Consider the following 22,698-nt stretch of genomic DNA (forward strand, 5'->3'; position numbering starts at 1 on the left):
GGAGGCCCGTGGGGGCGTTCCACAGATCGTCTCGCCGCCGCCCGGGGGTGACGTCCCGGTCGCGAGCATCGGGGCATGACAGATCCCACTGCATCAGCTCCAGCTCCTGCCCCAGCGCCTTCCCTCGACCGGCGGTCGTTCCGCTCGCGGGTCGTCCGCCGTCTCGCCGCGGCGTGCGCCACCCTGACCGCGCTCGGCGTGCTCGCGGCACCCGCGGTCCTGCCGTCCGGGTCGAGTGCGGCCGCCCTCGACTTCCCGTACGTCAACCAGTTCTCCAGTGCGTCCGGCGGTGCCCTGCACGGTGACGCGGCGGTGTCCGGCGGTCGACTGCGCCTGACCGACGACGTCCGGAACCAGGCGGGAGCGTGGTCGACGAACGACACGTTCCCGTCGGACACCGGGCTCGAGATCGAGTTCACGTACGCGATGCACACCGAGAAGGACGACCCCGGCGCCGACGGCCTGCTGCTGTACCTGGCCGACGGCGCTGCGGCGCAGGGCGTCGGGTCCTTCGGCGCCGGTCTCGGGTACGCCTGCCGCAAGGAAGCGACCGAGGGCGGGGGCCGGGAGTGCGACCTGCCGGGCGTCCCCGGGGGCTTCGCGGCCGTCGCGATCGACCACTACGGCAACTTCTCGTCACGCATCAACGGGTCCGGTCCCGGAGCGCAGCCCGACCACGTGGTCGTCCGGGGCTCCGGCAACGGGACCGAGGGCTACCGGTACGTCGCGGGTGCCGCGGCACCGGGCGGCACCGTGACGGCCGGTTCGACGCCCCGGACGGTCCGGATCACCCTGCTGCCCGACGACGGCGGCGGGCTCGCGGTCTCCGTCCGGCTGCAGGTCGGCTCGACCATGCGCACCGTGCTCGACTCGGTCCCGCTGCACGGCGACGGCCAGGCCGCGCTGCCGAGCACGCTGCGCCTCGGGTTCGCCGGTGCCACCGGCAGCCACGTCGACAAGCACGAGGTCGACGCGCTCCGGGTCTGGAAGCCGGCGGACCTGTCCGTCGAGCACGACCTGCCCGCGACCGCGACGGCCGGCGAACCGCTCCGCTACACCGTGACGGCGCGGAACCCCGGCCCGAACGCCGCCGACCCGAGCCCGCTGCAGGTCGACGTGCCCGACGGCGTCGAGGACGTCACCTGGACCTGCACGGCTGCGGACGGCTCCGCCTGCGCGACCGGGTCGGGCACCGGTGACGTCGCGACCGACCTGTCGTTGCCCCGAGGGGGTTCGGCCGTCGTCACGATCGAGGGCCGGGTGGCCGAGGGCACGTCCGGAGCGCTGGAGAGCGTGGCGACCATCGCCCCGCCGACCTCGTTGTCCGACACGAACGAGGCCGACAACGCCTCGCGGGCGACCACCACCGTGACAGCACCGGTGATCGCCGCCGACGTCGAGACCGACAAGTCGGTGTCGCCGTCGACCGTGCGGCCCGGTGACGAGGTCGAGTACCTCGTGACGGCCCGGAACCGGGGGCCGTCCGTGGCGCAGCAGGTCGGGGCGGTCGACGACCTGCCCCGGGCCATGCGGTTCGTGGGCTCCGACGACGGGTGCACGGCCGAGGGGCAGCGGGTGACCTGCAGCTCCGACGTGTCGCTCGAGGTGGGCGAGACCCTGGACTTCCGGATCCGCGCCGAGCTCGACCCCGCGTACCAGGGGGACGGCTCCGACGTGGTGAACGTGGCGACGGCGACCTCGCCGACCGACGCGGACGGCGGCGACCCGTCCACCGGCGTCGCGATCGTCGTGGGTCCGGACGACGAGGGGCCCGCGCCGAGCCCCGCGCCGACGAGCGGCCCCGTGCCGACGACCGGGCCGGCTCCGGACGACGGGGACGCCGGTGGTGACGGTTCCGGCGGCGACGACGGTGACGGCGCCGGTGCCGACGACGGCGGAGCGGGTGACCCCGCAGCCGACCGTCGGGCGGCTGCCCCCGTCGGAGCCCTCGCCTACACCGGCGCCGAAGGGCTCGGCCTCGCCGCGGCGCTCGCCGCCCTGGCCGCCGCCGCCGGGTCCGTGTGCTGGCGGCTCGCGCGACGTCGTGCTCGTCGGAACGCGCCGACCGACGACCCGCAGCAGCCCTGACACCGCCGGGACGGCACCGGACGGCGGTGTCGTCCCGGTGCACGGGTGTGGACGTCCACAGGGGCCGAGTCCGCTCCGGTCGGGCGTCCACCCCACCGGCGGTAGGATCGGATCCACGATCCGCATGCCCGAAAGAGGTCTCGTGTCCGACACCGTGGACGACGCCACCACCGTGGAAGACGCGACCCAGCGCGCGCGGTACTGGCCGATCCCGATCCTCCGGGCGGTCCCCGCAGCGGTCGTCGCGATGGTGATCACCTTCTCGACCAACCACGCCGCGGGCTACGGTCTCCTGCTGTTCGGCGGCTTCGCCCTGATCGAGGGTCTCGTGCTCCTGTTCGGCGGGATCTCCCGACTGCCCCTCGACGGTCGATCGCGTCGCACGACCCTGCTGCAGGCCGTCATCACCCTGCTCGCCGCCGTCGCCGCGTTCGCGTGCAACGGGTTCGGGCTGCCGGCCTTCATCACGGTCATCGTCGCGTTCGCGGTGCTGACCGGGGCCCTCGAGCTGTCGCAGGGGCTCCGTGCCCGTCGACGCTCGCCTTTCGCTCGCGACTGGACCACGATCGGCGGCCTCACGCTGCTGCTCGCGGTCGCCTTCCTCGTCACGCCGCCGGACTACTCCCAGCAGCTCGGTGGCGTGGAGCAGGTCACCGGCACCCTCGACGCCTCGATCGTGCTCGTCGGCCTGCTCGGCGCGTACCTCGCCATCACGGCCGTCTTCCACGTGATCGCCGGCCTCTCGCACAAGTGGGGCACGGCCACGCCGGCCGTCGCCCCGGACGGAGCACCACACGCATGACCACCCCCAGCCGTCGTGACCGTCTGCGCCCGGTCGAGCTCCTCGGGATCTCCGCGATCATCGCGGTGTTCACCGGGCTCGTCGTGCTGTTCTCGACGCGGGAACTGCAGCTGGCCGTGATCTTCCTCGGCGTCGCGTTCATCGTGGTCGTCGTCGTGCTCGCGATGCTGCAGCTCGCCTCGTCGAGCGAGCAGGACGACAACGACATGCTCGGCGGGCACAAGACGCCGGGCGAGGGCGACGGCGACGACTTCCACTGACCGCTGATGTCTGACAGCTGACGGCCGACAGCTGACGGCTCCGGGCGGACACGCCCGAGATCACGAATCCGCCACGGTCCTGTCAGGATCGCGGGTCCTGCCGACACCTCTGAGTGAAGGAGGTGGGATGTGGACGTGACGACCGGCACCGACACGGACGAAGGACTCGTCCGTGCGATGGCACAGGGAGACACCGGCGCGCTCGCCCGGGCGTTCGACCGGTACGCCGCCACCCTCACCCTCACCCGCTACGCGTGGGCGCTGGTCGACGACCGGTCCGACGTCGAGGAGATCGTGCAGGACGCGTTCCTGACGCTCTGGCAGCGCGCCGCGACCCTCGAGCTGCCGGCGGACACGGTGCTGCCGTGGCTGCTCGTCGTGTGCCGCAACCACGCCTTCAACACCGGGCGCAAGCAGGCCCGGCGCCGCACGGACGAGCTGCCGGAGCACCTCGCCTCGCCCGCCGACCACGACGAGGCCCGCGAGACCCTGCGGTGGGTCCGCGCCGAGATCGCCGCGCTCCCGGACCTCGACCGCCGCATCTGCGAGCTCTGCCTGCTCGAGGGGCACTCGTACGCCGAGGCCGCCGAACTCCTCGGACTCACGGTCGGCGCGGTCACCCAGCGGGTGTCCCGCAACCGTCGACGACTCAAGAAGGTGGTGATGCACGATGAACACTGAGCCTCCGCAGGGAGACGACCTGCAGCGCATGCTCGTCTCGATGAAGCAGAACGTCCTCGAACGTGCCACCCCGCTCCCGAAGCGTCGTCGTGGCCGGTCCGGGATCGTCATCGGTGTCGTCGCGCTGCTCGCCGTCGGCACCGCGACCGGCGCCGTCGCCCTGACGCTGTCGCAGCAGAACGCTGACCCGGTCGCCGCTCCCACCCAGACCCAGCAGCCCGAGCCCGCGCCGTCCTCCACGACGCCGAGCTCCGCCCCGATCACGGGTGCCCCGGTCCCGAAGCCCACCCCGACGTCGACACCGACCCCCGCCGCGGCGACCATCCCCACGGACTGTCGCGCGCTGGTCCCCGCCGAGGACTACGACCGCTTCTTCGGTGACACCCCGCTGACGCAGGCCGACCCACCGTCGGGTACCGATCGAGTGCCGGACGGTCAAGACCCGGAGGGCACCCAGTCGAAGGTCTCCTGCTCGTGGCGTGACCCGCGTGCGGACGTGTCCGGGATCGAGGTCCGGGCCGGGACCGCCACCGAGGCGACCATCCAGCGGGAGATCGAGGAGTTCCCCGCGTACGACGGCGGCGGGACCTGCACGGAGCGTGACGGCGGAACCTTCTGCCAGTCCCGCGGGATCGTCGAGCCGTACGGCGTCGAGAAGGCCTACACGTACTTCGCCCGCGGTGACACCTGGATCACCATCGAACAGACCAACGTCCCGACCGACGGGCTCCTGCCCGCCCTCATCGCGACGTTCTGGGGGGACTGACGGCCCGGAGGCACGTGGCGGACCCGACCCGTGCCTCCAGTCCGTCGGTGGGATCCACCCACCGGCGCTGGGTCACCCCACCCGCGCCGCCACGATGTCGCGCGCCAGCGTCCGGACCGCGCGGCTCGGCTCCGGGGACGTCCGGACCGCCAGACCGATGCGGAGCGGGTCGACCTCGTCCTCCAGATCGAGCACCGCTCCGTCGTACCGCACGCCCGAGTCCGGCACGACCCCGACGCCGAGCCCGGCCGAGGCGAACCGGATCACGGCGGGCATGTCGTTCATCTCCGCGACGATGCGCCGACGGATGCCGAGCCGCTCGAGTGCCCCGTCGAGGATGATCCGGTTGCCGAACCCGTGCGCCGTGTCCACGAAGGGTTCGTCGGCGAGTTCGGCGAGCGACACCGACGACCGGCCGGCGAGCGGGTGGTCCGCCGCGGTGAACACCCGGAACGGCATCTCCCGCAACGGCTCCACGACGACGCCGGCGGGCACGGTGGGCAGGCCCGTGTAGGCGATGTCGAGCCGCCCGGCGACCAGGTCCTGCACGAGCCCGGTCGTCCCCGACGGCGAGGTCATCAGCTCCACGGCGACGAGCGGGTGCTGCCGCCGGAACCGCTGCAGCACGCCCGTCAGGTCGACGATGTCCATGCTCGTGAAGATGCCGAGCCGCACCCGACCCCGCAGGTCGGCGTCGTCGGCGGTGGCCAGGTCGCGCATCCGGTCGAGGGACTCGAGCACCGCGCGGGCGTTGGGGAGCAGGTCCTCGCCGGCGGGGGTCAGCACGAGCTGTCGGCCGGTGCGGTCGAAGAGCCGCACGCCGAAGCTGCGCTCGAGCGAGGCGATGCCCGCGGACACCGTGGACTGCGCGGCCCAGAGCCGTTCCGCCGCCCGGGTGACGCTGCCCTCGGCGGCGACGGTGACGAACTGTTCGAGCAGTCGGGTCTCCATCGTCCGAGTATCGAGCAGATAGATCGTGCACATCAAGCGCATCCGTTGGACTCGATGCACCGCGAGCGCGATCATCGGAGCATGTCAACCGTCACCGACACCCCGACGGGCACCGTCCCCGCCACCACCGCCGCTCCCGCATCCGCGAGCGACCGTGTCGTCGCCCCGCGCGGACGCCGTGCCCACACTCGTCGGCGCCACGGTTTCGGCTTCTGGGTCGTCGCCTTCGCGTTCCTCGCGGTGATGGCCTTCGCGACCGTCCCCGCGCCCTTGTACGTCATCTACCAGGCCCGCGACGGCTTCCCGACCTTCACCACCACGGTGATCTTCGCGGCGTACGGGGTCGGGGTCGTCGGGTCGCTGTACCTGGCGGGGCACCTCAGCGACGTGCACGGACGCCGTCCGCTCATCCTGGTGTCGATCGCCCTCGAACTCGTCGCCGCCGTGCTGTTCCTGCTCTGGAACGACGTCACCGGCCTCATCGTCGCCCGGCTCGTGACCGGCCTCGGCGTCGGGACGCTGACGGCGACCGCGACGGCACACCTCGGTGAGCTCCGGGTCCGTGCCACCGGGTCGAGCGACTCCGCGAAGGGTGCGAGCGTCGCTGCCGGGGCTGTGAACCTCGGTGGCCTGTCGCTCGGCGCCCTTGCCGGCGGAGCACTCGCCGAGTTCGTCGGGCAGCCGCTCATGGTCCCGTACGTGGTGTTCGTCATCGCGCTGGCCGTCGCGTTCGTGCTGGTGCTGGCCGCACCGGAGACGGTCGACCGTCCCGAGCAGCCCGTGGCCTACCGCCCGCAGCGCATGCAGGCGCCGGAGGGGCAGGGTGCCGCGTTCTGGGCCGCCGGGGCAGCGGCGTTCGCCGCGCTCGCCGTGCAGGGCCTCTTCACCTCGGTCGCGCCGAGCTTCCTCGGCACCACCTTCCACGTCACCGACCGCCTGGCCGCCGGGGCCACGACCTTCGGGGTCTTCGCCGCGAGCGCGCTCTCGCAGATCGTCTTCGCCCGGCTGTCGCAGCGTGCGCAGATCCGGCTCGGCATGCTGCTCCTGGTCGTCGGCCTGGTCGTCCTCGCCGTCGCCGCGGTCCTGCTGCAGGTCGCCGGGTTCATCGGCGGCGGGGTCGTCGCGGGAGCCGGCGTCGGCCTGCTGTTCCGCGCCGCGATCGGCAGCGCCGCAGCACTGGTCGGCCCGGAGCGCCGGGGCGGCGTGCTCGCCGCCACGTTCCTCATCGCCTACGCCGGGCTCACCGTGCCGGTCGTGGCCGTGGGGGCGGCGCTGCTGGTGATCCCGACGCTCCCCGTCCTGATCGGGTACGTGGTGCTCGTCGCCGTCCTGGCGGTCGTCGCCGGCACCCGGCTGGCCGCGCGCGCCTGACGTGTGGCGGGCCTCCCGTCCGCCCGGAACCAGGTTCCGGACACCGAACCACGCGATCGCGCGGTGCCGTGTCCGGAGCCTGGTTCCGTCGTGCGGTCGAACTCCCGGCATACTGGGCGCGTGCCCCGGAACCGCAACCGTCCCGTGCTCACCGGCGTCGCGGCCGTGGTGGCCGCCGGTCTCCTCGCCGGCGGGTTGTTCCTGACGGCACGGCAGGGCGCGGACGACCCGACCATCGGTGCCGGCTCGGCGTCACGGACGCCGAGCGACGCGCCGACGGCCGCCGGTGACGGCACCGTCACGATCACCCGCACCGGGCCGGACATGCCCGGCAGCACCGCACTCGGCCGGTGCGACACCACGAGCCAGGCGGCCGTCGCGCAGTACGAGACCGAGGCCCTGGGCCGCGTCACCCTGCAGTGCGGCACCGCTGCCCAGGGCTACGAGCACATCCGGGTGCGGCACACCGCCGACTGGCAGGACGTCGTCACCGGGCACGGCTCGCGCGACTGGGACGACGCCATGCTCACCGCGGTGCAGACGGCGCTCGAGGACCCGCGCACCGGGTTCCCGCTCGACGCCGGCGACGGCAAGGTCTGCTACGCCGCACCCGTCCGGTTCGACGACGGTTCACGCCCCGACGACGAGCCCTGGGTCAAGGTGATCGTCTCGGCCACCACCGACCGGGTGATCACGGCCTACCCCACGCGCACCGACGACTGCTGACCGGGCGGGCGGCGGCGCTGCCCACTGACGCCGAACGACACCGCCGATGACGTCCGACATCGGCCCTGTCGCAACCGGTGCCACGCAACAGTCCGCGTGTGCACGAAGCGACGATGTCGTCGTCGTACGACGTCGACCCTGTCGTTCGGCGTCGCCACCCCCGCCGCAGCGCCCCCGATCGCGACGCCCGCACGCCCGCGCGCCCGAGCGCGGACCCCTACGCGTGCACCTCGTACTCGTGCCGCCGGTGCGACACCGGCTCCAACTGGAACGTCGAGTGCTCCACCGGCACGTCGAAGTGCTCCGCCACGCACCGCTGCAGCTCGTCGAGGATCGCCGGGGCGTGCGCCGTCGAGAAGCAGTGGTCGTCGACGACCACGTGCGCGGTCAGGTTCGGCACCCCGGTCGCCACGAGCGTCGCGTGCAGGTCGTGCACCGCGATGACGTGGTCGAGCTCGAGGATGTGACCCCGCACGTCGTCGAGGTCGAGCCCCGGCGGCGTCGACTCGAGCAGCACGTTCGCGGTCTCGCGCAGCAGCCGGATCGCCCGCGGCAGGATGAGCAGGCCGATCAGGATCGCCGCGACGGAGTCCGCCCGCTCCCACCCGGTCAGCATGAGCACGACCGCGGCGATGATGACGGCGACCGAGCCGAGGGTGTCGTTGAGGACCTCGAGCCGGGCGGCGCGCGAGGTGAACCCCTCGCCCGAGGCCCGCAGCAGCACCGCGTAGGCCACCAGGTTGCCGACGAGTCCGACGATGCCGAAGACGAGCAGCGGCCCGGAGTGGATCTCCTCCGGCACGAACAGCCGCTGCACCGCCGAGATGATCACGTAGACCCCGACTGCAAGCAGGATCGCGGCCTGCGCGGTGGCCCCGAGGACCTCGGCCCGCTGGAAGCCCCAGGTGCGCTGCGCGGTCGGGGACCGGCGGGCGAGCCGCGTCGCGACGAGCCCGATGCCGAGTCCGCCGGTGTCGACGACCATGTGCCCGGCGTCGACGAGCAGCGCGAGCGAACCCGTGACCACGGCGCCCACGACCTCGGCGAGCAGGATGCCCGCCGAGATGCAGAACGCGATGAGCAGGGCGCGCTCCGAGGCGTGCCCGACGCCGTGCCCGTGGTCGTGTCCCATGTGCGACATCGTAGGGATCCGCACTGACGACATGCCAGGATCGAACCGTGAGCCGGTCGCCCTACGAGCTGTCCACACCGCCGGACGTGCTGGCCCGGCTGCACCCGCGGCTCCGCACGTACTTCGGCGAGATCCGGCCCGGGCACGTCGGCCGCGGCGAGGGTGTCTTCGACGTCGTCGGCACCCCACGTCGGTGGCTCTGGCCGGTGCTCGCGGTGTTCGCCCGCGACTCCGTCATGTTCCCGGTCTGGGAGCGGGACGTCCCGTTCACGGTCGAGAACCGGCCGGCTCGCGTCCGCCGCGGGTCAGGGGTCAGCCCGGAGGCCCGGGTCGCCGTCCGCGCGCACCGCACCTTCCGGTTCCGCTCCGGGAGCCGCACGATGGTGGACGCCATCACCGCAGAACCCGACGGCCTGGTCGACCACCTGGGTCGCCACGGGCGCGTCAGCGCCCGGCTCCGGGCGGAGGTCGACGTGGACGGTCCCGACGCGGGCGCCCTGCGCCTGGTCTCCACGCGCGTGACGTTCCGTGCGCTGGGACGCGATCTGCGCCTCCCGGCCGCCCTGAGCCCGCGTGTGACGCTCACAGAACGATTCGATGACGAAGCCGACCTGCAGCGCGTGTCCCTGGTGCTCACGGCGCCGGTGCTCGGCACGCTGTACCGGTACGAGGGGGCGTTCCGGTACGAGATCGCGCCGGACACAGAACGGGGATGAGATGAGCGACCAGAAGGGCCGCGTCGTGATCGCGGGAGCGAGCGGCTTCGTGGGGCGGTACCTGCGGGACGCCTTCACGGAAGAGGGGTACCAGGTCGTCACCATCGGCCGGACCGGCGACGCCGTGTGGGGCAACACCATGCGCATCCGGGAACTCGTCGACGGCGCCGCCATGGTCGTGAACATGGCGGGCAAGAGCGTCAACTGCCGCTACGGCCGACGCAACCGTGCGGAGATCATGCGCTCGCGGGTGGACACCACGCTCGAGCTCGCCGAGGCCATCCGCACATCCGAGCACCCGACGCCGCTGTGGATGAACGCCTCGACGGCGACGATCTACCGGCACGCCGACGACCGCCCGCAGGACGAAGCGACGGGGGAGATCGGCGAGGGGTTCTCGGTCTCCGTCGCCCGCGCGTGGGAGGACGCCTTCTTCGGCGCCGACCTGCCCGGCACCCGTCGTGTGGCGCTCCGGATGGCGATCGTGTTCGGCGACGGCAGCGCCCTGCTGCCGCTCCTCCGGCTCGCGCAGGCCGGCCTCGGCGGGCCGCAGTACGACGGGCCGTGGGTGCCGACGCGCTCCCGGCTCCGCGCCGGCACGTACCACCACCACCGGCCCACGTACGGTCGGCAGCGCTTCAGCTGGGTGCACATCGCCGACGTCCTCGGGTCGATCCGGTTCCTCCGCGACCACCCGGAGATCGAGGGGCCGGTGAACATCTCGAGCCCGAACCCGTCCGACAACCGCACCGTGATGGCCACCCTCCGCGACGCCGTCGGGCGCCGGTTCGGCGTGCCCACCTGGCGGTGGATGCTCGAGCTCGGGTCGTTCGCGATCCGCACCGAGACCGAACTCGTGCTGAAGAGCCGGTGGGTGGTGCCGACCCGGTTGACCCAGGCGGGCTACGAGTTCCGGTACCCGCACCTGCGCGGGGCGCTCGCCGGGATCATCGCGGAGCGTCGCCAGCACCGGGGCTGAGCGCCGGGACCGGGACCCCGTCGATCGGGGCCGGGGTCGGCGCCGGGTTCCGGCCCGGCCGCGGCCCGCGGTCCCGCGCCGGTCGCGACGACCACAGCACGGCGGCCACGACGACCGCGCCAGCGAGCACCTCGACCAGGTCGGGCACCTCGCCGAAGGCCGCCCACGACGCGAGCACCCCGACCACGGGCACGAGCATCGAGAACGGCGCGACCGTGCTCGAGGGGTAGGCCGCCAGCAGCCGCGACCAGATGCCGTAGCCCACCAGGGTCGCGACGACCACGATGTAGAGCAGGCCGAGGTCGGCGGGCAGCGCGGCCGACGTGAACGCCGAACCGAGAGCGGTGCCGATGCGGTCCGGGCCCTCGACCACGAGCGACAGCACGGCCATCGGTACGGGCGGCACGACGGACCACCACAGGGTCAGGTGCAGGGGGTTCGCGGCCCCCGCGCGCCGGGTCGCGACGTTGCCGATCGCCCACCCGAGCGCACCGCACAGCGCGAGCACGACGGGCAGCAGCGCGGCGGTCTGGGAGCGGTGCAGGGCGATCGCGGCGAGGGCGGCCACGGCGACGGTGACCCCGACGACCTGCCGGCCGGTCAGCCGCTCGCGCAGGAACACCCCGGCCAGCACCACCGTGAACGGCGCGGAGGCCTGCAGCACGAGCGAGGCCAGCCCCGACGGCATGCCGGACGCCATGCTCAGGTACAGGAACGAGAACTGCAGCACGCCGAGCCCGAGGCCGACGAGCAGCAGCCGCCCGAAGGGGATGCGCGGCCGCGGCACGAACAGCAGTGTCGGGACCGCCAGGATCGTGAACCGCAGCGCGGCGAGCAGGAACGGCGGGAAGTGCTCGAGCGCGAGTGCCGTCGCGGGGAAGTTCAGTCCCCAGACCACGGCGACGACGACGGCAAGGAGGCGGTCCCGGGTGGTCATGCTCTTCATCGTCCCGGGCCCGACGTTGTAGGTCCATCGAAACCTTCGCGAACCACGATGTAGGGTCCCTGCATGGTCGACTTCGACGTGCAGCTGCTGGCGGTCCTGCGGGAGCTCGCCGAGCGCGGCAGCGTCACGGCCGTCGCCGAGGCCACCCACCGCACACCGAGCGCCGTCTCCCAGCAGCTGCAGACCCTGCAGCGGCAGGTCGGCGTCCCGCTGGTCGAACGCGTCGGGCGCGGCGTCCGGCTGACCCCGCACGGCGAAGTGCTCGCGGGCCTGGCGTCCGGGGTCGCGACCGCCATCGCGCGGGTGGACGCCGCCTGGCAGGAGCACCTCGGCGGCACGACCGGACCGGTGTCCCTGGCGATCTTCCCGTCGGCGGCGGAACTGCTGCTGCCCGGCGTGCTCACCCGGATGCAGGCACACCCGGGCATCGCGCTGACCCTGGTCGACGTGGACGTCAGCGAGGGGGAGTTCGCACCGCTCGCCGCCGACCACGACGTGGTCGTCGGGCACCGGTCCGACGGCGTCCGCCCGGCCGACCAGGGATCGGTCGACACCGTGCTGCTGCTCCGCGAACCCCTCGACGTCGCCCTGCCGCCCGGCCACGCCCTGGCCGGCCGCGCACGCGTGGGCATCGACGAGGTCGTCGGGGAACGGTGGATCGGCGTGCCGGAGGGTTACCCGATCGACCGGGTGCTGCACGCCATGGCCGCGGCGACCGACACCCCGCCGAGTGTCGCGTTCCGCACGATCCACCTACCGGTCATCGAGAACCTGGTGGCGGGCGGCCACGGCATCGCCCTCGTCCCGCGGTACACGTCGGGCACGCGGGCCGCCGGGCGCTTCCACCTGGCGGAACTCGCCGACGTCCGTGCCGGACGCCGCATCGAGGCACTGGTCCGCCCCGACCGTGCCGTCCGTCCCGTGGTGCGCACCGTCCTGGAGGCGCTGGTCGCCGTGGCCCTGGACGTCACCACCTGAGACGGTGGCGCCCACTGCCGGGCGCACGCCGTGCCTCCAGGCCGCCTGTCAGCGCACCTGGAACGTCAGCGCACCTGGAACGGCGTGCCGAGCGGCAGGCGCTCCGCCAGCGCCGTGATGTCGTCGTTGTGCATGCGGATGCAGCCGTGCGAGGCGGCGGTGCCGATGCTCGACGTGTCCTCCGTGCCGTGCAGCCCGATCTGGCCGGGGCCACCGCCGAACGAGTTGAGCACGTCCGAGAACGCCGTCGTGCCGTACGCGTACGGGCCGTAGCCCTCGTTGGTCGGCGCGAGCAGCTCGGTCAGCGCGAACCGGCCGGTCGGCGACGGGGTGCCGCCGGTGCCGGTGGCGACGGGGTAGCTGTCGACGACCTTGCCGTCCTTGTACAGGTCGAGCGTCTTCGTCGAGCGGGTGACGACGATCGCGTACGGGTCCTCGGTCAGGGTGACGGCGCTGGTCGGCACCCAGCCGGTGCTGCCGTTCGGGCGTTGTGCGAGCTGCACCTCGGCCCAGCCGTCCTGCTGGTCGACGACCCGGAAGACGAGCGGGGCTCCGGACGCCTGCGGGTTCTCGAGCGTCTGTGTCGCTTTGCCGCCCGCGCTCGCGCTGACCGGGACGGACGCGCCGGTCACGGCGGCGACGGTGGTGCTGGCCGGGGCGTCGACCGCGTCGACGGGTGCTGCCGACCGGGTCGGCTCCGGTGTCGTCGTGGGGGTCGGCGTCGGTGCCGCGACGGACCGGGTCGGTGTCGGGGCGGGCGCTGCTGACAGGGGACCGAGCGCGACGAACGCGACGGCCCCCGCACAGACGACGGCCACGGCGGCGGCGATCACAGTCGCACGCCGCCGTGGCTCGGTCGGGAGGATCGGCAAGATCAGCCCGTGAAGTTCGCCGTTCCGGGCACCGGGACGGCGACCGGTGCCGTGCCCGGGTCACCGGCAGCGGCCGGGTCGGCGATGAAGGTGCCATCGGCCGAAGCGGTCTGGCTCGAGGACCGGCCTTCGAGCGTGGCGGTGTACGCGCCGGCGCTCACCGCGCCCTCGGGCAGGACCACCACGACGACGATGTCGCCCTCGTCGTCCGCCACCGAGGCGTTGGTGCGGATCGAGTAGGTCTCGCCGCCCTGCGTGATGGTCGCGGCGACGGACTCGTTCGGGGCGAAGCCTGCACCCGTCACCTGGAATCCGGTGAGGGTCTGCGACACGCGCACGGACGTCGGGGCGTCGATGGTCGCGGTGGGCTGCGGCGTGAAGTACGTCGTGGTGTCGTCGATGCGCAGCGCGGAGATCGAACCGCTGGCGTCGGCGGCGAGGGACTGACCGTTCGCCTCGAGCGGGGCAGCGAGGCTCTTCAGCTCGCTGCTGGGCAGCGCGCTCGGTGCCGGGGTGCCGTCGACGGTCGGTGCCGGGGTGGGCTCGTCGGTCGGAGCGGGCGTCTCGGTCGGCTCGGGCGTCGGCGGCGCCGTGGTGTCGGCGGCGACGTCGATGCCGACGTAGACGACGTACCCGACGACCTGCGCGTCGGCGGCCTCGAGGTCGGCGGTGAGCTCCGTCGTCGACTCGACCTCGCCGGTCGCGGGGTCGATCCAGTTGCTGGTGCCGTCGGAGATGCCGACGCCGTCACCGGTCTCGGGCGCGTCCGTGGCGAAGACCACGGTCTGCGCGCTGGCGTCGCCGCCCTCCTTGACCGCGAGACCGAAGCTCGTCGCCCCGGTGGTCGTCATGCTGATGCCGGCGGCGAGGGCGGGGACGCTGCTCGCGGGCACGGGCTCGTTCAGGCCGCGGACCAGGCCGACGGCCTCGCCCTCGGAGACGGACAGGCCGTCCTCGTCCAGCGTGGCGTGGTCGGTGATCGAACCGCCACCGTCCAGGTCGGTCACGGACGCCCAGTACCACTGGTCGGTCAGCGGGAAGGTACCGGTCGGCGCGGCGGTGAAGTCGTCGGCCGAGTCGGTCCAGGTGACGATGGCCGAAGCAGCGGTGCTCGTCACCAGGGCGGTCGAGACCGTCGGGACGAGGGCGGCGGAGACGCCGAGCACGGTGGCGCCGACGGCGGCCGCGGTGATGCGAGAACGAAGCACGGTGTGGAGATCCATCCGGTCAGTGGACAGGGTGCATCCACTGCGACGCCCCCCGTGCTGAGATGTACTCAGCGATACGAACCTATCGAACCGCTCAGGATTCCGCACCCCCCGGACGCGGATCCGATGACGGACCGACGACCGTCCGGCCGCCGGTCCGTCGTGCTCAGACGTCGAGGTGGTCGACCAGCTCGTCCGCCAGGCCCGTGTAGGTCGCCGGCGTCAGGTTGGTCAGGCGAGCCTTCGCGCCGTCGGAGATGTCCAGACGGTTCACGAACACGATGAGGTCCTGCTGGCTCACCCGCTTGCCGCGCGTGAGCTCCTTGAGCATCGCGTAGGGGTCCTCGATGTTCGACTGCCCGGCCGTGACCTCGGCGCGGATGACCGTCTGGATCGCCTCGGCGAGGACCTCCCAGTTGTGGTCGAGGTCGTCGGCGAGCTTGGCCTCGTTCACGGCGATCTCGCCCAGTCCGCGGCGCAGGTTGTCGAGCGCGAGCAGCGAGTGCCCGAACGCGACGCCGATGTTCCGCTGCGTGGTGGAGTCCGTCAGGTCGCGCTGCAGCCGGCTCGTCACGAGGGTCTCGGACAGCGTCGAGAAGAGCGCCGACGAGATCTCGAGGTTCGCCTCGGCGTTCTCGAACTTGATCGGGTTGATCTTGTGGGGCATCGTCGACGACCCGGTGGCACCCGCGACGGGGATCTGCGTGAAGTACCCCATCGAGATGTAGGTCCACACGTCGGTGGCCAGGTTGTGCAGGATCCGGTTGGCGTGACGAACCCGGTCGTAGAGCTCGGCCTGCCAGTCGTGCGACTCGATCTGCGTGGTGAGCGGGTTCCACGTCAGGCCGAGGCCCTCGACGAACTCGCGGGACAGCGCGGGCCAGTCGGCCTCGGGGTCGGCGGCGAGGTGTGCCGAGAAGGTGCCGGTCGCGCCGGAGAACTTGCCGAGGTACTCGCCGCCCTCGATCTGGGCGAGCACGCGCTCGAGCCGGTAGACGACGACCGCGAGCTCCTTGCCGAGCGTCGTCGGGGTGGCCGGCTGACCGTGGGTGTGCGAGAGCATCGGCACGCTCTTCAGCTCGACGGCGAGCGTCCGGAGCTTCTCGAGCACGGCACGGAAGCCGGGCAGCCAGACCTGGTCGACGGTGTCCCGCACGGTGAGTGCGTAGGACAGGTTGTTGACGTCCTCGCTCGTGGCAGCGAAGTGGGTGAGTTCGGCGATCGCGTCGAGCCCGAGCTCGGACAGCCGGCGGCGCACGAAGTACTCGACGGCCTTGACGTCGTGACGGGTCGTCGCCTCGATCTCGGCGAGCTCCGCGATCTGGTCCTGGCCGAAGGTGTCGACGATCCGGCGCAGTGCTGCCTTGTCGTCGACGCTGAGCGGCGAGGTGGTGAACATCGCGTGGTCGGTCAGGAAGATGAGCCACTCGACCTCGACCACGATGCGCGCGCGGTTGAGGCCGGCCTCGGAGAGGTGCTCGCCCACCGTGTGCACGATCGGGTAGTAGCGCCCGTCGAGCGGGCTGATCGGCTGCGGGGGAAGGGGGGTCATGGGGCTCCCTGACGGACTGCCGGCTCGAGCTGGTGGAAGAGCGCCCGGCAGGCCCGTTCGACGGTCGAGAGCACTCGGTCGAACTCGTGCCGGTCCGCGTAGTACGGGTCCGGCACGTCGGCCTGCTGGGGCCAGGCGGCGTCGTACCGCAACAGGAGCGTCACCTTGGCGGAGTCGTCCATGGTCGGGGCCCACGAACGCAGGATGCGCTCGTGGGAGCGGTCGAGTGCGACCACCAGGTCGAGGTCCGGGAACCGGTCCGGGTCGAACTGACGGGCGCGATGCCTGCTGCCATCGTATCCGCGCGCCGCCAGCGCTGCGATCGTGCGCTCGTCGGCGGGTTCGCCGACGTGCCAGTCACCGGTGCCGGCCGACTCCACCTGGAACCGGTCAGCCAAGCCGGCGTCCGCGGCGATCTGCGCGAAGACGACACCGGCCATGGGGGAGCGGCAGATGTTGCCGCTGCAGACGAACGAGACGCGGAACGGGGCGTCGACGTCCTGGGTCATGAGCACATCATGACGCAGGGCGGGGTCCTCCGCGAGGTCCGCCGGGGTCACGCCCGCTGGCGGTTGAGCACCGGGCGGGCGAAGAGCCCGATCAGCCAGGCGAAGACCGCGAGCACGAAGGCACCGACGATGCCCCAGCCGAAGGAGTCGACCTCGAGCCCGAAGCCGAACGCCTCCGAGATGCCCGCGACGATGAGCAGCAGGATCGCGTTCACGACGAACGAGATGAGCCCGAGCGTGAGGATGTAGAGCGGGAACGCCACGATCCGGATGAGCGTTCCGATCACCGCGTTCACGAGACCGAACACGAACGCCACGAGCAGGAAGGTGAGGACGGTCGCAGTGGTCCCGCCGTCGCCGAACGGCGTCACGGAGACGCCGCTGACGATGAGCGTGGTGAGCCAGAGCGCGAGGGCGTTGACGACGAGGCGGACGAGGAATCGCATGCGCCCATGATGCCCTCGTTCCCCTCGTGGGTGCCGTGGGCCTGCCGGTAGCCTGAACCCGTGAGCGAGCAGCGTGTGCACATCCGGCCCGAGGTGGCCGTCCTCCCCGCGTACAAGCAGGGGCGACAGGCGTCCGACTCCGCCTTCAAGCTGTCGAGCAACGAGAACCCGTTCCCGCCGCTTCCCGGGGTCGTCGAGGCCGTGCAGGCCCAGACCTCGTACAACCGCTACCCCGACGCCACCGCCCTCGCCCTGCGCGCCGTGCTGGCCAACCGCTTCGGGCTGACCGCCGAGCAGGTGCACGTCGCCCCGGGCAGTGTCGCGATCCTGCACGAACTAGCCCGCGCGACCTCGGGCCCCGGCGACGAGATCGTCTACGCGTGGCGCTCGTTCGAGGCGTACCCGGGCGTCGTCACGGTCGCCGGCGCCACCAGCGTGCAGGTGCCGAACCGCGCCGACGGTGGGCACGACCTCGACGCGATGGCCGCGGCCGTCACCGAACGCACCCGCATGGTGCTCGTCTGCTCGCCGAACAACCCGACGGGGCCGATCGTGACCGCCGCGGAGTTCGACGCGTTCATGGCCGCGGTGCCGCAGTCGGTGCTGGTCGTGCTCGACGAGGCATACGCCGAGTTCGTGACCGACGAGGCCGCCGTGCACGGTCACCCGCTGCTCGCCGCGCACCCCAACCTCGTGGTCCTCCGCACCTTCTCGAAGGCGTACGGGCTCGCCGGGCTCCGTGTGGGCTACGCGCTCGGTCCGGACTACGTGCTCGACGCCGTCCGGGCCTGCGCCATCCCGCTGTCCGTGACCGCCCAGGGCCAGGCGGCGGCGCTCGCCAGCCTGGAACGCGAGGCCGAGCTGCTCGAGCGCGTGACCGAGATCGCGGCCCTGCGCGACCGGATCGTCGTCGAGCTCCGAGCCCAGGGCTGGGACGTCCCCGCTGCCCAGGGCAACTTCCTCTGGCTGCCGACGGGCGAGCGGACGGCGACCGCGGCGGCCGCGTTCGAGGACGCCGGCATCATCGTCCGGGCCTTCCCGCCAGAGGGCATCCGCATCTCGATCGGCGAGCACGAAGCTGTGGAAACGCTCCTCCAAACAGCCCGCTCACTTGTGGGGGACCTCCAGGTGGCCGACTAGTGCCTGGCGCTACGCTGGCCCGCATGTCATTCCGCGCCGCGGCTCCCGCGACGACCACCGTCCGGCTCCTCGACCCCGAGGGTCGGTTCGTGGAGACCGACGAGAACGCCGAGTTCGCCGCCGCCGCGCGGGCGATCCCCGACGAGACCCTGCTGGCGATGCACCGCCGCATGGTGCTCACCCGTCGGTTCGACCACGCCGGCCACAACCTCCAGCGCACCGGCCAGCTCGGCCTGTGGGTGCCCAGCCACGGGCAAGAGGCGGCACAGACCGGCTCGGCCTTCGCCCTGCGCGCCCAGGACCACGTGTTCCCGTCCTACCGCGAGCACGCCGTCACGATGCACCGCGGCGTCGAGCCGATGGAGATCATCGCGATGTACCGCGGGCAGACCCACGGCGGGTGGGACCCGGACCAGCGTGGCAACACGCACATCTCCACCCTGGTGATCGGCTCGCAGACCCTGCACGCCACCGGGTACGCGCTCGGCCAGAAGCTCGACGGCGACGTCGGCACGGGCGACCCGGACCGCGACGCCTGCTCGATCGTCTACTTCGGCGACGGCGCCACCAGCCAGGGCGACGTGAACGAGGCCTTCGTGTTCTCCGCGTCGACCAAGGCCCCGGTCGTCTTCTTCCTGCAGAACAACCACTGGGCCATCTCGGTGCCGGTGTCGGTGCAGTCCCCGACGCCGCTCGTCGACCGCCCGCGCGGCTTCGGGATCCCGAGCGTCCTGATCGACGGCAACGACATCCTCGCGTCCTACACGGCCTCGGTCGTCGCGACCGAGCACGCCCGCAGCGGCCAGGGCCCGGCCTTCATCGAGGCCGACACCTACCGCATCGGTGCGCACACCAGCTCCGACGACCCGAGCCGGTACCGCGCCGACGGCGAGCTCGAGGAGTGGGTCCTGCGCGACCCGATCGTCCGGTCCGAGGCGTACCTCCGCTCGAAGGGTGCGACGGACGAGCAGTTCGCCGCGTTCGACGAAGAGGGCGAGGACATCGCCGCCGACGTCCGACGCCGCACCGTCGCCCTGACCGCACCGTCCGTCGACGTCATGTTCGACAACGTGTACCGCGAACCGCACCCGCGGATCGCCGAGCAGAAGGCCTGGCTCGCCCAGTACGAGGCCGGCTTCGAAGGGGGCGCCCACGCATGAGCACCACCGAGCAGCTCTTCGACTACACCCTGCGCTCCCACCCGGGCGCCGGCGAGGTCCCGAGCGACCCCACCCCGACCCTGCCGATGGCCAAGGCCCTCAACGCCGGGCTCGCCGCGGCCATGGAAGCGGACGACAAGGTCCTGCTGATGGGCGAGGACATCGGCCAGCTGGGCGGCGTCTTCCGCATCACCGAGGGCCTGCAGGACCGCTTCGGGCCCGAGCGCGTGCGGGACACCCCGCTCGCCGAGGCCGGCATCATCGGCACCGCGATCGGCCTCGCCCTGCGCGGCTACCGCCCGGTCGTCGAGATCCAGTTCGACGGCTTCGTGTGGCCCGGGTTCGACCAGATCACCTCGCAGCTCGCGAAGATGGCGAACCGCCTGCCGGCGCACATGTCGCTGCCCGTCGTCATCCGCATCCCCTACGGCGGCCACATCGGCGCCGTGGAGCACCACCAGGAGTCCCCAGAGGCGTACTTCGCGCACACCCCGGGTCTGCGGGTCGTGAGCCCGAGCACCCCGAACGACGCCTACTGGATGATCCAGGAAGCCATCGCGTCGAAGGACCCGGTGGTCTTCCTCGAGCCGAAGTCCCGCTACTGGCCCAAGGGCCAGGTGGACCTGGTCGACGGCCACGTCCCGATGCACACGACCCGCGTCGCCCGCACCGGCACCGAGGTCACGCTCGTCGGGCACGGCGCCATGGTCGCCACCCTGATGCAGGCGGCGGACATCGCCGAGGCCGAAGGCACCAGCTGCGAGGTCATCGACCTCCGCTCGATCTCGCCGATCGACTGGGAGCCGCTGCTCGCCTCCGTCCGCAAGACCGGTCGCCTGGTCATCGCACAAGAGGCCTCGGGCTTCGTCAGCGTCGGCAGCGAGATCGCCGCGACCGTCGCCGAGCGGGCGTTCTACACGATGCAGGCACCGCCGCTGCGGGTCTCCGGCTTCGACGTGCCGTTCCCGGTCTCGAAGCTCGAGCACCTGCACCTGCCGGATGCCGACCGCATCCTCGAGGCCGTCGACCGCGCCCTCGCCTACTGACCCGTCCGACCGAGCACGACCAGATCCGCGAAGGAGCCGTAGTGGCCGCCGCCGAATTCCCCCTGCCCGACGTGGGTGAAGGTCTCACCGAGGCCGAGATCGTGCAGTGGCGCGTCGCGATCGGGGACGAGATCGCCGTCGACCAGGTGCTCGTCGAGATCGAGACCGCGAAGTCGCTCGTCGAGCTGCCGTCGCCGTTCGCCGGCACCGTCACGGGCCTGCTCGTGTCCGAGGGTGACACGGTCGAGGTCGGCAAGCCGATCATCCGCGTCGACTCGGACGCCTCGGTCGCCTCCGGTGCGGCCCTCACGCCGCCTGCGGAACAGTCGGGAGGCGCGGCGCCCGTCGCCGAGACCGCCCCGGTCTCGCCCATGGGCGCGTCCACCCCGCCGGCCCCTGCCGCCCCGTCGGCTCCGGTCGCGCAGACCCCTCCCGCTCCCGCGGCGGTGCCGGCACGCGCCGCTGCCCCCGCACCGGCAGCGCCTGCCCCTGCACCCGCACCGGCGGCGCCGGTCCAGCCGGTCGCGGTCGACGCCTCCGTCCAGGGCACGGACGAGTCCTCCGGTGCCGTCCTCGTCGGCTACGGCTCGGCGACCTCGTCGCCCTCCCGTCGCAAGCCGGGCGCCCGCCGGGCCGCAGCGCTCGCGGCCGAGGCGAGCCGCGCCTCCAGTGTGGACACCGCCGCGGCGGCCGAAGCCTCCGTCGACCCGGGCGAGGAGAGCACCGCCGAGGCGATCAGCGCCCTCGGCACGGGCTCCGCGCACAAGCAGAGCACCGCGACCAACGTGCTGGCGAAGCCGCCGATCCGGAAGCTCGCGAAGGACCTCGGCGTCGAACTGACCGAGATCGTCGCGACCGGTCTGGCCGGCGAGGTCACCCGTGACGACGTCATCCGGCACGCGAAGCAGGCCAGCGTCTTCCGGAACATCGAGACGCCCGAGTGGGGCGAGGTCCGCAGCGAGACGATCCCGGTCAAGGGCGTCCGCAAGGCCATCGCGACCGCGATGACCACGTCCGCGTTCACGGCACCGCACGTGTCGCTGTTCGTCGACGTCGACGCGACCCACACGATGGAGTTCGTCAAGCGGCTCAAGGCCTCGCCGACGTTCGCCGGCGTCAAGGTCTCGCCGCTGCTCATCGTCGCGAAGGCCGTCATCTGGGCCGTCCGCCGGAACCGCTCGGTGAACTCGACCTGGACCGACCGCGAGATCATCGTCCACCACTTCGTGAACCTCGGCATCGCCGCGGCGACCCCGCGCGGGCTCATCGTGCCGAACATCAAGGACGCGCAGGACATGTCGCTGCTCGAGCTGGCGCAGGCACTCGAGGAACTCACCCTGACCGCCCGCGACGGCAAGACCACGCCGAAGCAGATGGCGAACGGCACGGTGTCGATCACGAACATCGGCGTGTTCGGCATGGACACCGGGACCCCGATCCTCAACCCGGGCGAGGTCGCGATCGTCGCCATGGGCACGATCAAGCCGAAGCCGTGGGTCGTCGACGGCGAGGTCCGCTCGCGCATGGTGACCACCATCGGTGCGTCGTTCGACCACCGGGTCGTCGACGGTGACGTGGCGTCCCGCTTCGTGCACGACGTCGCCTCGGTGCTCGAGGAGCCCGCGCTCCTGCTCGACTAGCGTCGGTCGTTCGGTCGTTCCGCTTCGTGAGCAGAAATGGTCGGGTTGCTTCGAGCCACCCGACCATTCCTGCTCACCATCTGCGGGCTTCCGCAAACGTCGCGTGGTGTTCACACGGATGTCGGGGGTCGGCGGCATGATCGGTGCATGGTCCACCAGCTCCTGACCCCCTCGCAGGAGATCCGAACGGATCGCCTCCTGCTCACCCCGCTGACCCCGGCCGACATCGACGACGTGCACGCGCTCTTCTCGGACGCCCGCACGTGGCAGCACCTGCCCACCGGCCGGCACGTGGCGCGGAGCTCGAGCGTGGACATGGTGCAGCGCAAGATCGGCGGTCGTGCACGCCACGGCCTCGGGTCCTGGGCGGTCCGCAGCGCCTCCGACCACGCCTTCGTCGGTGTGGGCGGGGTCGACATGACCGCCGGTGGGGTCTGGAACCTCGGCTACCGACTGGCGCCCGCGGCATGGGGGCAGGGCTTCGCGTCCGAGATCGCCCTCGCTGCCGTGCGTGCCGCCGCCGATACCGCTCCGGACGTCCCGGTGACCGGCCGGGTGCTCACGAACAACCCTGCTTCTGCGGCCGTGCTGCGTCGTGCCGGGCTGTCGCTGGTGTGGCAGGGGGCTCCAGCCGCGCAGAACCGTGCGGCCGCCGGCGTCGAGGGGCAGGTCTGGACCGATCGGCTGCTCTCCGACGAGCAGTTCGCCTGGCTCGTCGCCAACGCCTGA

Annotated in this window: 23 protein-coding genes; 15 read left to right on the forward strand and 8 right to left on the reverse strand. The window is 72.3% G+C overall.

From position 1 onward, the window contains the following. The first annotated feature begins 75 nt into the window (after positions 1-75). The 5 genes from HP445_RS02290 (at position 76) to HP445_RS02310 (ending at position 4,597) form a co-directional block, all read left to right on the forward strand. Entirely contained in the window at positions 76-2,088 is a 2,013-nt protein-coding gene (locus HP445_RS02290; RefSeq protein WP_128781435.1) for a lectin-like domain-containing protein, read from the forward strand. Positions 2,089-2,230: 142 nt separating this feature from the next. Then, positions 2,231-2,890 carry a DUF308 domain-containing protein gene (locus tag HP445_RS02295; RefSeq protein WP_111032974.1) on the forward strand — a complete coding sequence of 220 codons (660 nt, stop codon included), beginning with the start codon at positions 2,231-2,233 and terminating at the stop codon, positions 2,888-2,890. Continuing rightward, a complete protein-coding gene (locus tag HP445_RS02300) occupies positions 2,887-3,150 on the forward strand; it encodes a hypothetical protein (protein ID WP_071404886.1) in 264 nt (87 codons plus the stop codon). The genes HP445_RS02295 and HP445_RS02300 overlap by 4 nt, the downstream gene beginning before the upstream one ends. Positions 3,151-3,285: 135 nt before the next feature. Next, positions 3,286-3,831, forward strand: a complete 546-nt coding sequence (locus HP445_RS02305; protein WP_128781635.1) for an RNA polymerase sigma factor — start codon at positions 3,286-3,288, stop codon at positions 3,829-3,831. After that, complete coding sequence (locus HP445_RS02310) at positions 3,821-4,597, forward strand: hypothetical protein (RefSeq protein ID WP_146237731.1); 777 nt, start codon at positions 3,821-3,823, stop codon at positions 4,595-4,597. Before HP445_RS02305 ends, HP445_RS02310 begins: the two co-directional genes overlap by 11 nt. 72 nt (positions 4,598-4,669) lie before the next feature. On the opposite strand, the gene HP445_RS02315 is transcribed toward HP445_RS02310, so the two are convergent. Further along, positions 4,670-5,548 (reverse strand): LysR family transcriptional regulator, encoded by an 879-nt coding sequence (locus tag HP445_RS02315; protein ID WP_175330769.1) that lies wholly within the window; start codon positions 5,546-5,548, stop codon positions 4,670-4,672. A gap of 81 nt (positions 5,549-5,629) precedes the next feature. Between HP445_RS02315 and HP445_RS02320 the strand changes: the two genes are divergently transcribed. Continuing rightward, complete coding sequence (locus HP445_RS02320) at positions 5,630-6,919, forward strand: MFS transporter (protein ID WP_128781439.1); 1,290 nt, start codon at positions 5,630-5,632, stop codon at positions 6,917-6,919. A 120-nt stretch (positions 6,920-7,039) separates the two neighbouring features. Beyond that, positions 7,040-7,645 (forward strand): hypothetical protein, encoded by a 606-nt coding sequence (locus HP445_RS02325; RefSeq protein ID WP_128781440.1) that lies wholly within the window; start codon positions 7,040-7,042, stop codon positions 7,643-7,645. A 217-nt stretch (positions 7,646-7,862) separates the two neighbouring features. On the opposite strand, the gene HP445_RS02330 is transcribed toward HP445_RS02325, so the two are convergent. Continuing rightward, positions 7,863-8,777 carry a cation diffusion facilitator family transporter gene (locus HP445_RS02330; protein WP_111030904.1) on the reverse strand — a complete coding sequence of 305 codons (915 nt, stop codon included), beginning with the start codon at positions 8,775-8,777 and terminating at the stop codon, positions 7,863-7,865. 47 nt (positions 8,778-8,824) lie between these two features. Here HP445_RS02330 and HP445_RS02335 point away from each other — a divergent pair, with 47 nt between their 5' ends. Together HP445_RS02335 and HP445_RS02340 are read left to right on the forward strand one after the other, a co-directional pair. Beyond that, entirely contained in the window at positions 8,825-9,493 is a 669-nt protein-coding gene (locus HP445_RS02335; RefSeq protein WP_128781441.1) for a DUF4166 domain-containing protein, read from the forward strand. Position 9,494: 1 nt separating this feature from the next. After that, the gene (locus HP445_RS02340) at positions 9,495-10,472 is read left to right on the forward strand and encodes an epimerase (protein ID WP_128781442.1); all 978 of its coding nucleotides are present in this window, start codon (positions 9,495-9,497) and stop codon (positions 10,470-10,472) included. Here the strand turns inward: HP445_RS02340 and HP445_RS02345 are convergent. Then, entirely contained in the window at positions 10,441-11,409 is a 969-nt protein-coding gene (locus HP445_RS02345; protein WP_128781443.1) for an EamA family transporter, read from the reverse strand. The genes HP445_RS02340 and HP445_RS02345 overlap by 32 nt on opposite strands. A gap of 72 nt (positions 11,410-11,481) precedes the next feature. On the opposite strand from HP445_RS02345, the gene HP445_RS02350 reads away from it, so the two are divergent. Continuing rightward, positions 11,482-12,396: a LysR family transcriptional regulator gene (locus HP445_RS02350; RefSeq protein WP_128781444.1), complete on the forward strand. Its 915-nt coding sequence runs from the start codon at positions 11,482-11,484 to the stop codon at positions 12,394-12,396. Between the two features lie 65 nt (positions 12,397-12,461). Here HP445_RS02350 and HP445_RS02355 read toward each other — a convergent pair whose 3' ends face one another. The 5 genes from HP445_RS02355 to HP445_RS02375 form a co-directional block, all read right to left on the reverse strand. Beyond that, positions 12,462-13,268: a L,D-transpeptidase family protein gene (locus tag HP445_RS02355; protein ID WP_217499663.1), complete on the reverse strand. Its 807-nt coding sequence runs from the start codon at positions 13,266-13,268 to the stop codon at positions 12,462-12,464. A 2-nt stretch (positions 13,269-13,270) separates the two neighbouring features. Beyond that, positions 13,271-14,476, reverse strand: a complete 1,206-nt coding sequence (locus HP445_RS02360) for a hypothetical protein (protein ID WP_128781445.1) — start codon at positions 14,474-14,476, stop codon at positions 13,271-13,273. Positions 14,477-14,642: 166 nt separating this feature from the next. Beyond that, positions 14,643-16,028 (reverse strand): adenylosuccinate lyase, encoded by a 1,386-nt coding sequence (purB, locus tag HP445_RS02365; protein ID WP_128781446.1) that lies wholly within the window; start codon positions 16,026-16,028, stop codon positions 14,643-14,645. Further along, positions 16,025-16,537 (reverse strand): low molecular weight protein-tyrosine-phosphatase, encoded by a 513-nt coding sequence (locus HP445_RS02370; RefSeq protein ID WP_017886476.1) that lies wholly within the window; start codon positions 16,535-16,537, stop codon positions 16,025-16,027. Before HP445_RS02370 ends, purB begins: the two co-directional genes overlap by 4 nt. A 47-nt stretch (positions 16,538-16,584) precedes the next feature. Further along, complete coding sequence (locus tag HP445_RS02375; RefSeq protein WP_071404898.1) at positions 16,585-16,983, reverse strand: phage holin family protein; 399 nt, start codon at positions 16,981-16,983, stop codon at positions 16,585-16,587. A 60-nt stretch (positions 16,984-17,043) separates the two neighbouring features. On the opposite strand from HP445_RS02375, the gene HP445_RS02380 reads away from it, so the two are divergent. From HP445_RS02380 to HP445_RS02400, 5 genes are all read left to right on the forward strand, one after another. Next, complete coding sequence (locus HP445_RS02380; protein WP_128781447.1) at positions 17,044-18,123, forward strand: histidinol-phosphate transaminase; 1,080 nt, start codon at positions 17,044-17,046, stop codon at positions 18,121-18,123. A 23-nt stretch (positions 18,124-18,146) separates the two neighbouring features. Continuing rightward, positions 18,147-19,283, forward strand: coding sequence for a thiamine pyrophosphate-dependent dehydrogenase E1 component subunit alpha (locus HP445_RS02385; protein WP_027464965.1), 1,137 nt, complete (start codon positions 18,147-18,149; stop codon positions 19,281-19,283). Between the two features lie 86 nt (positions 19,284-19,369). Then, a complete protein-coding gene (locus tag HP445_RS02390) occupies positions 19,370-20,329 on the forward strand; it encodes an alpha-ketoacid dehydrogenase subunit beta (RefSeq protein ID WP_128781637.1) in 960 nt (319 codons plus the stop codon). 41 nt (positions 20,330-20,370) lie between these two features. Further along, positions 20,371-21,969, forward strand: a complete 1,599-nt coding sequence (locus tag HP445_RS02395; RefSeq protein ID WP_128781448.1) for a dihydrolipoamide acetyltransferase family protein — start codon at positions 20,371-20,373, stop codon at positions 21,967-21,969. Between the two features lie 147 nt (positions 21,970-22,116). Continuing rightward, entirely contained in the window at positions 22,117-22,698 is a 582-nt protein-coding gene (locus HP445_RS02400) for a GNAT family N-acetyltransferase (RefSeq protein ID WP_111030920.1), read from the forward strand.

The sequence above is a fragment of the Curtobacterium flaccumfaciens genome, assembly GCF_013359815.1.
GTDB classification, from domain to species: Bacteria; Actinomycetota; Actinomycetes; order Actinomycetales; family Microbacteriaceae; genus Curtobacterium; species Curtobacterium flaccumfaciens.

Coding starts and splice junctions, on each gene's coding strand:
- HP445_RS02290 (WP_128781435.1), top strand. CDS start 76: ATGACAGATCCCACTGCATCAGCTCCAGCTCCTGCCCCAGCGCCTTCC.
- HP445_RS02300 (WP_071404886.1), top strand. CDS start 2,887: ATGACCACCCCCAGCCGTCGTGACCGTCTGCGCCCGGTCGAGCTCCTC.
- HP445_RS02310 (WP_146237731.1), top strand. CDS start 3,821: ATGAACACTGAGCCTCCGCAGGGAGACGACCTGCAGCGCATGCTCGTC.
- HP445_RS02315 (WP_175330769.1), bottom strand. CDS start 5,548: ATGGAGACCCGACTGCTCGAACAGTTCGTCACCGTCGCCGCCGAGGGC.
- HP445_RS02320 (WP_128781439.1), top strand. CDS start 5,630: ATGTCAACCGTCACCGACACCCCGACGGGCACCGTCCCCGCCACCACC.
- HP445_RS02330 (WP_111030904.1), bottom strand. CDS start 8,777: ATGGGACACGACCACGGGCACGGCGTCGGGCACGCCTCGGAGCGCGCC.
- HP445_RS02340 (WP_128781442.1), top strand. CDS start 9,495: ATGAGCGACCAGAAGGGCCGCGTCGTGATCGCGGGAGCGAGCGGCTTC.
- HP445_RS02345 (WP_128781443.1), bottom strand. CDS start 11,409: ATGACCACCCGGGACCGCCTCCTTGCCGTCGTCGTCGCCGTGGTCTGG.
- HP445_RS02350 (WP_128781444.1), top strand. CDS start 11,482: ATGGTCGACTTCGACGTGCAGCTGCTGGCGGTCCTGCGGGAGCTCGCC.
- purB (WP_128781446.1), bottom strand. CDS start 16,028: ATGACCCCCCTTCCCCCGCAGCCGATCAGCCCGCTCGACGGGCGCTAC.
- HP445_RS02370 (WP_017886476.1), bottom strand. CDS start 16,537: ATGACCCAGGACGTCGACGCCCCGTTCCGCGTCTCGTTCGTCTGCAGC.
- HP445_RS02375 (WP_071404898.1), bottom strand. CDS start 16,983: ATGCGATTCCTCGTCCGCCTCGTCGTCAACGCCCTCGCGCTCTGGCTC.
- HP445_RS02385 (WP_027464965.1), top strand. CDS start 18,147: ATGTCATTCCGCGCCGCGGCTCCCGCGACGACCACCGTCCGGCTCCTC.
- HP445_RS02390 (WP_128781637.1), top strand. CDS start 19,370: ATGGCCAAGGCCCTCAACGCCGGGCTCGCCGCGGCCATGGAAGCGGAC.
- HP445_RS02400 (WP_111030920.1), top strand. CDS start 22,117: ATGGTCCACCAGCTCCTGACCCCCTCGCAGGAGATCCGAACGGATCGC.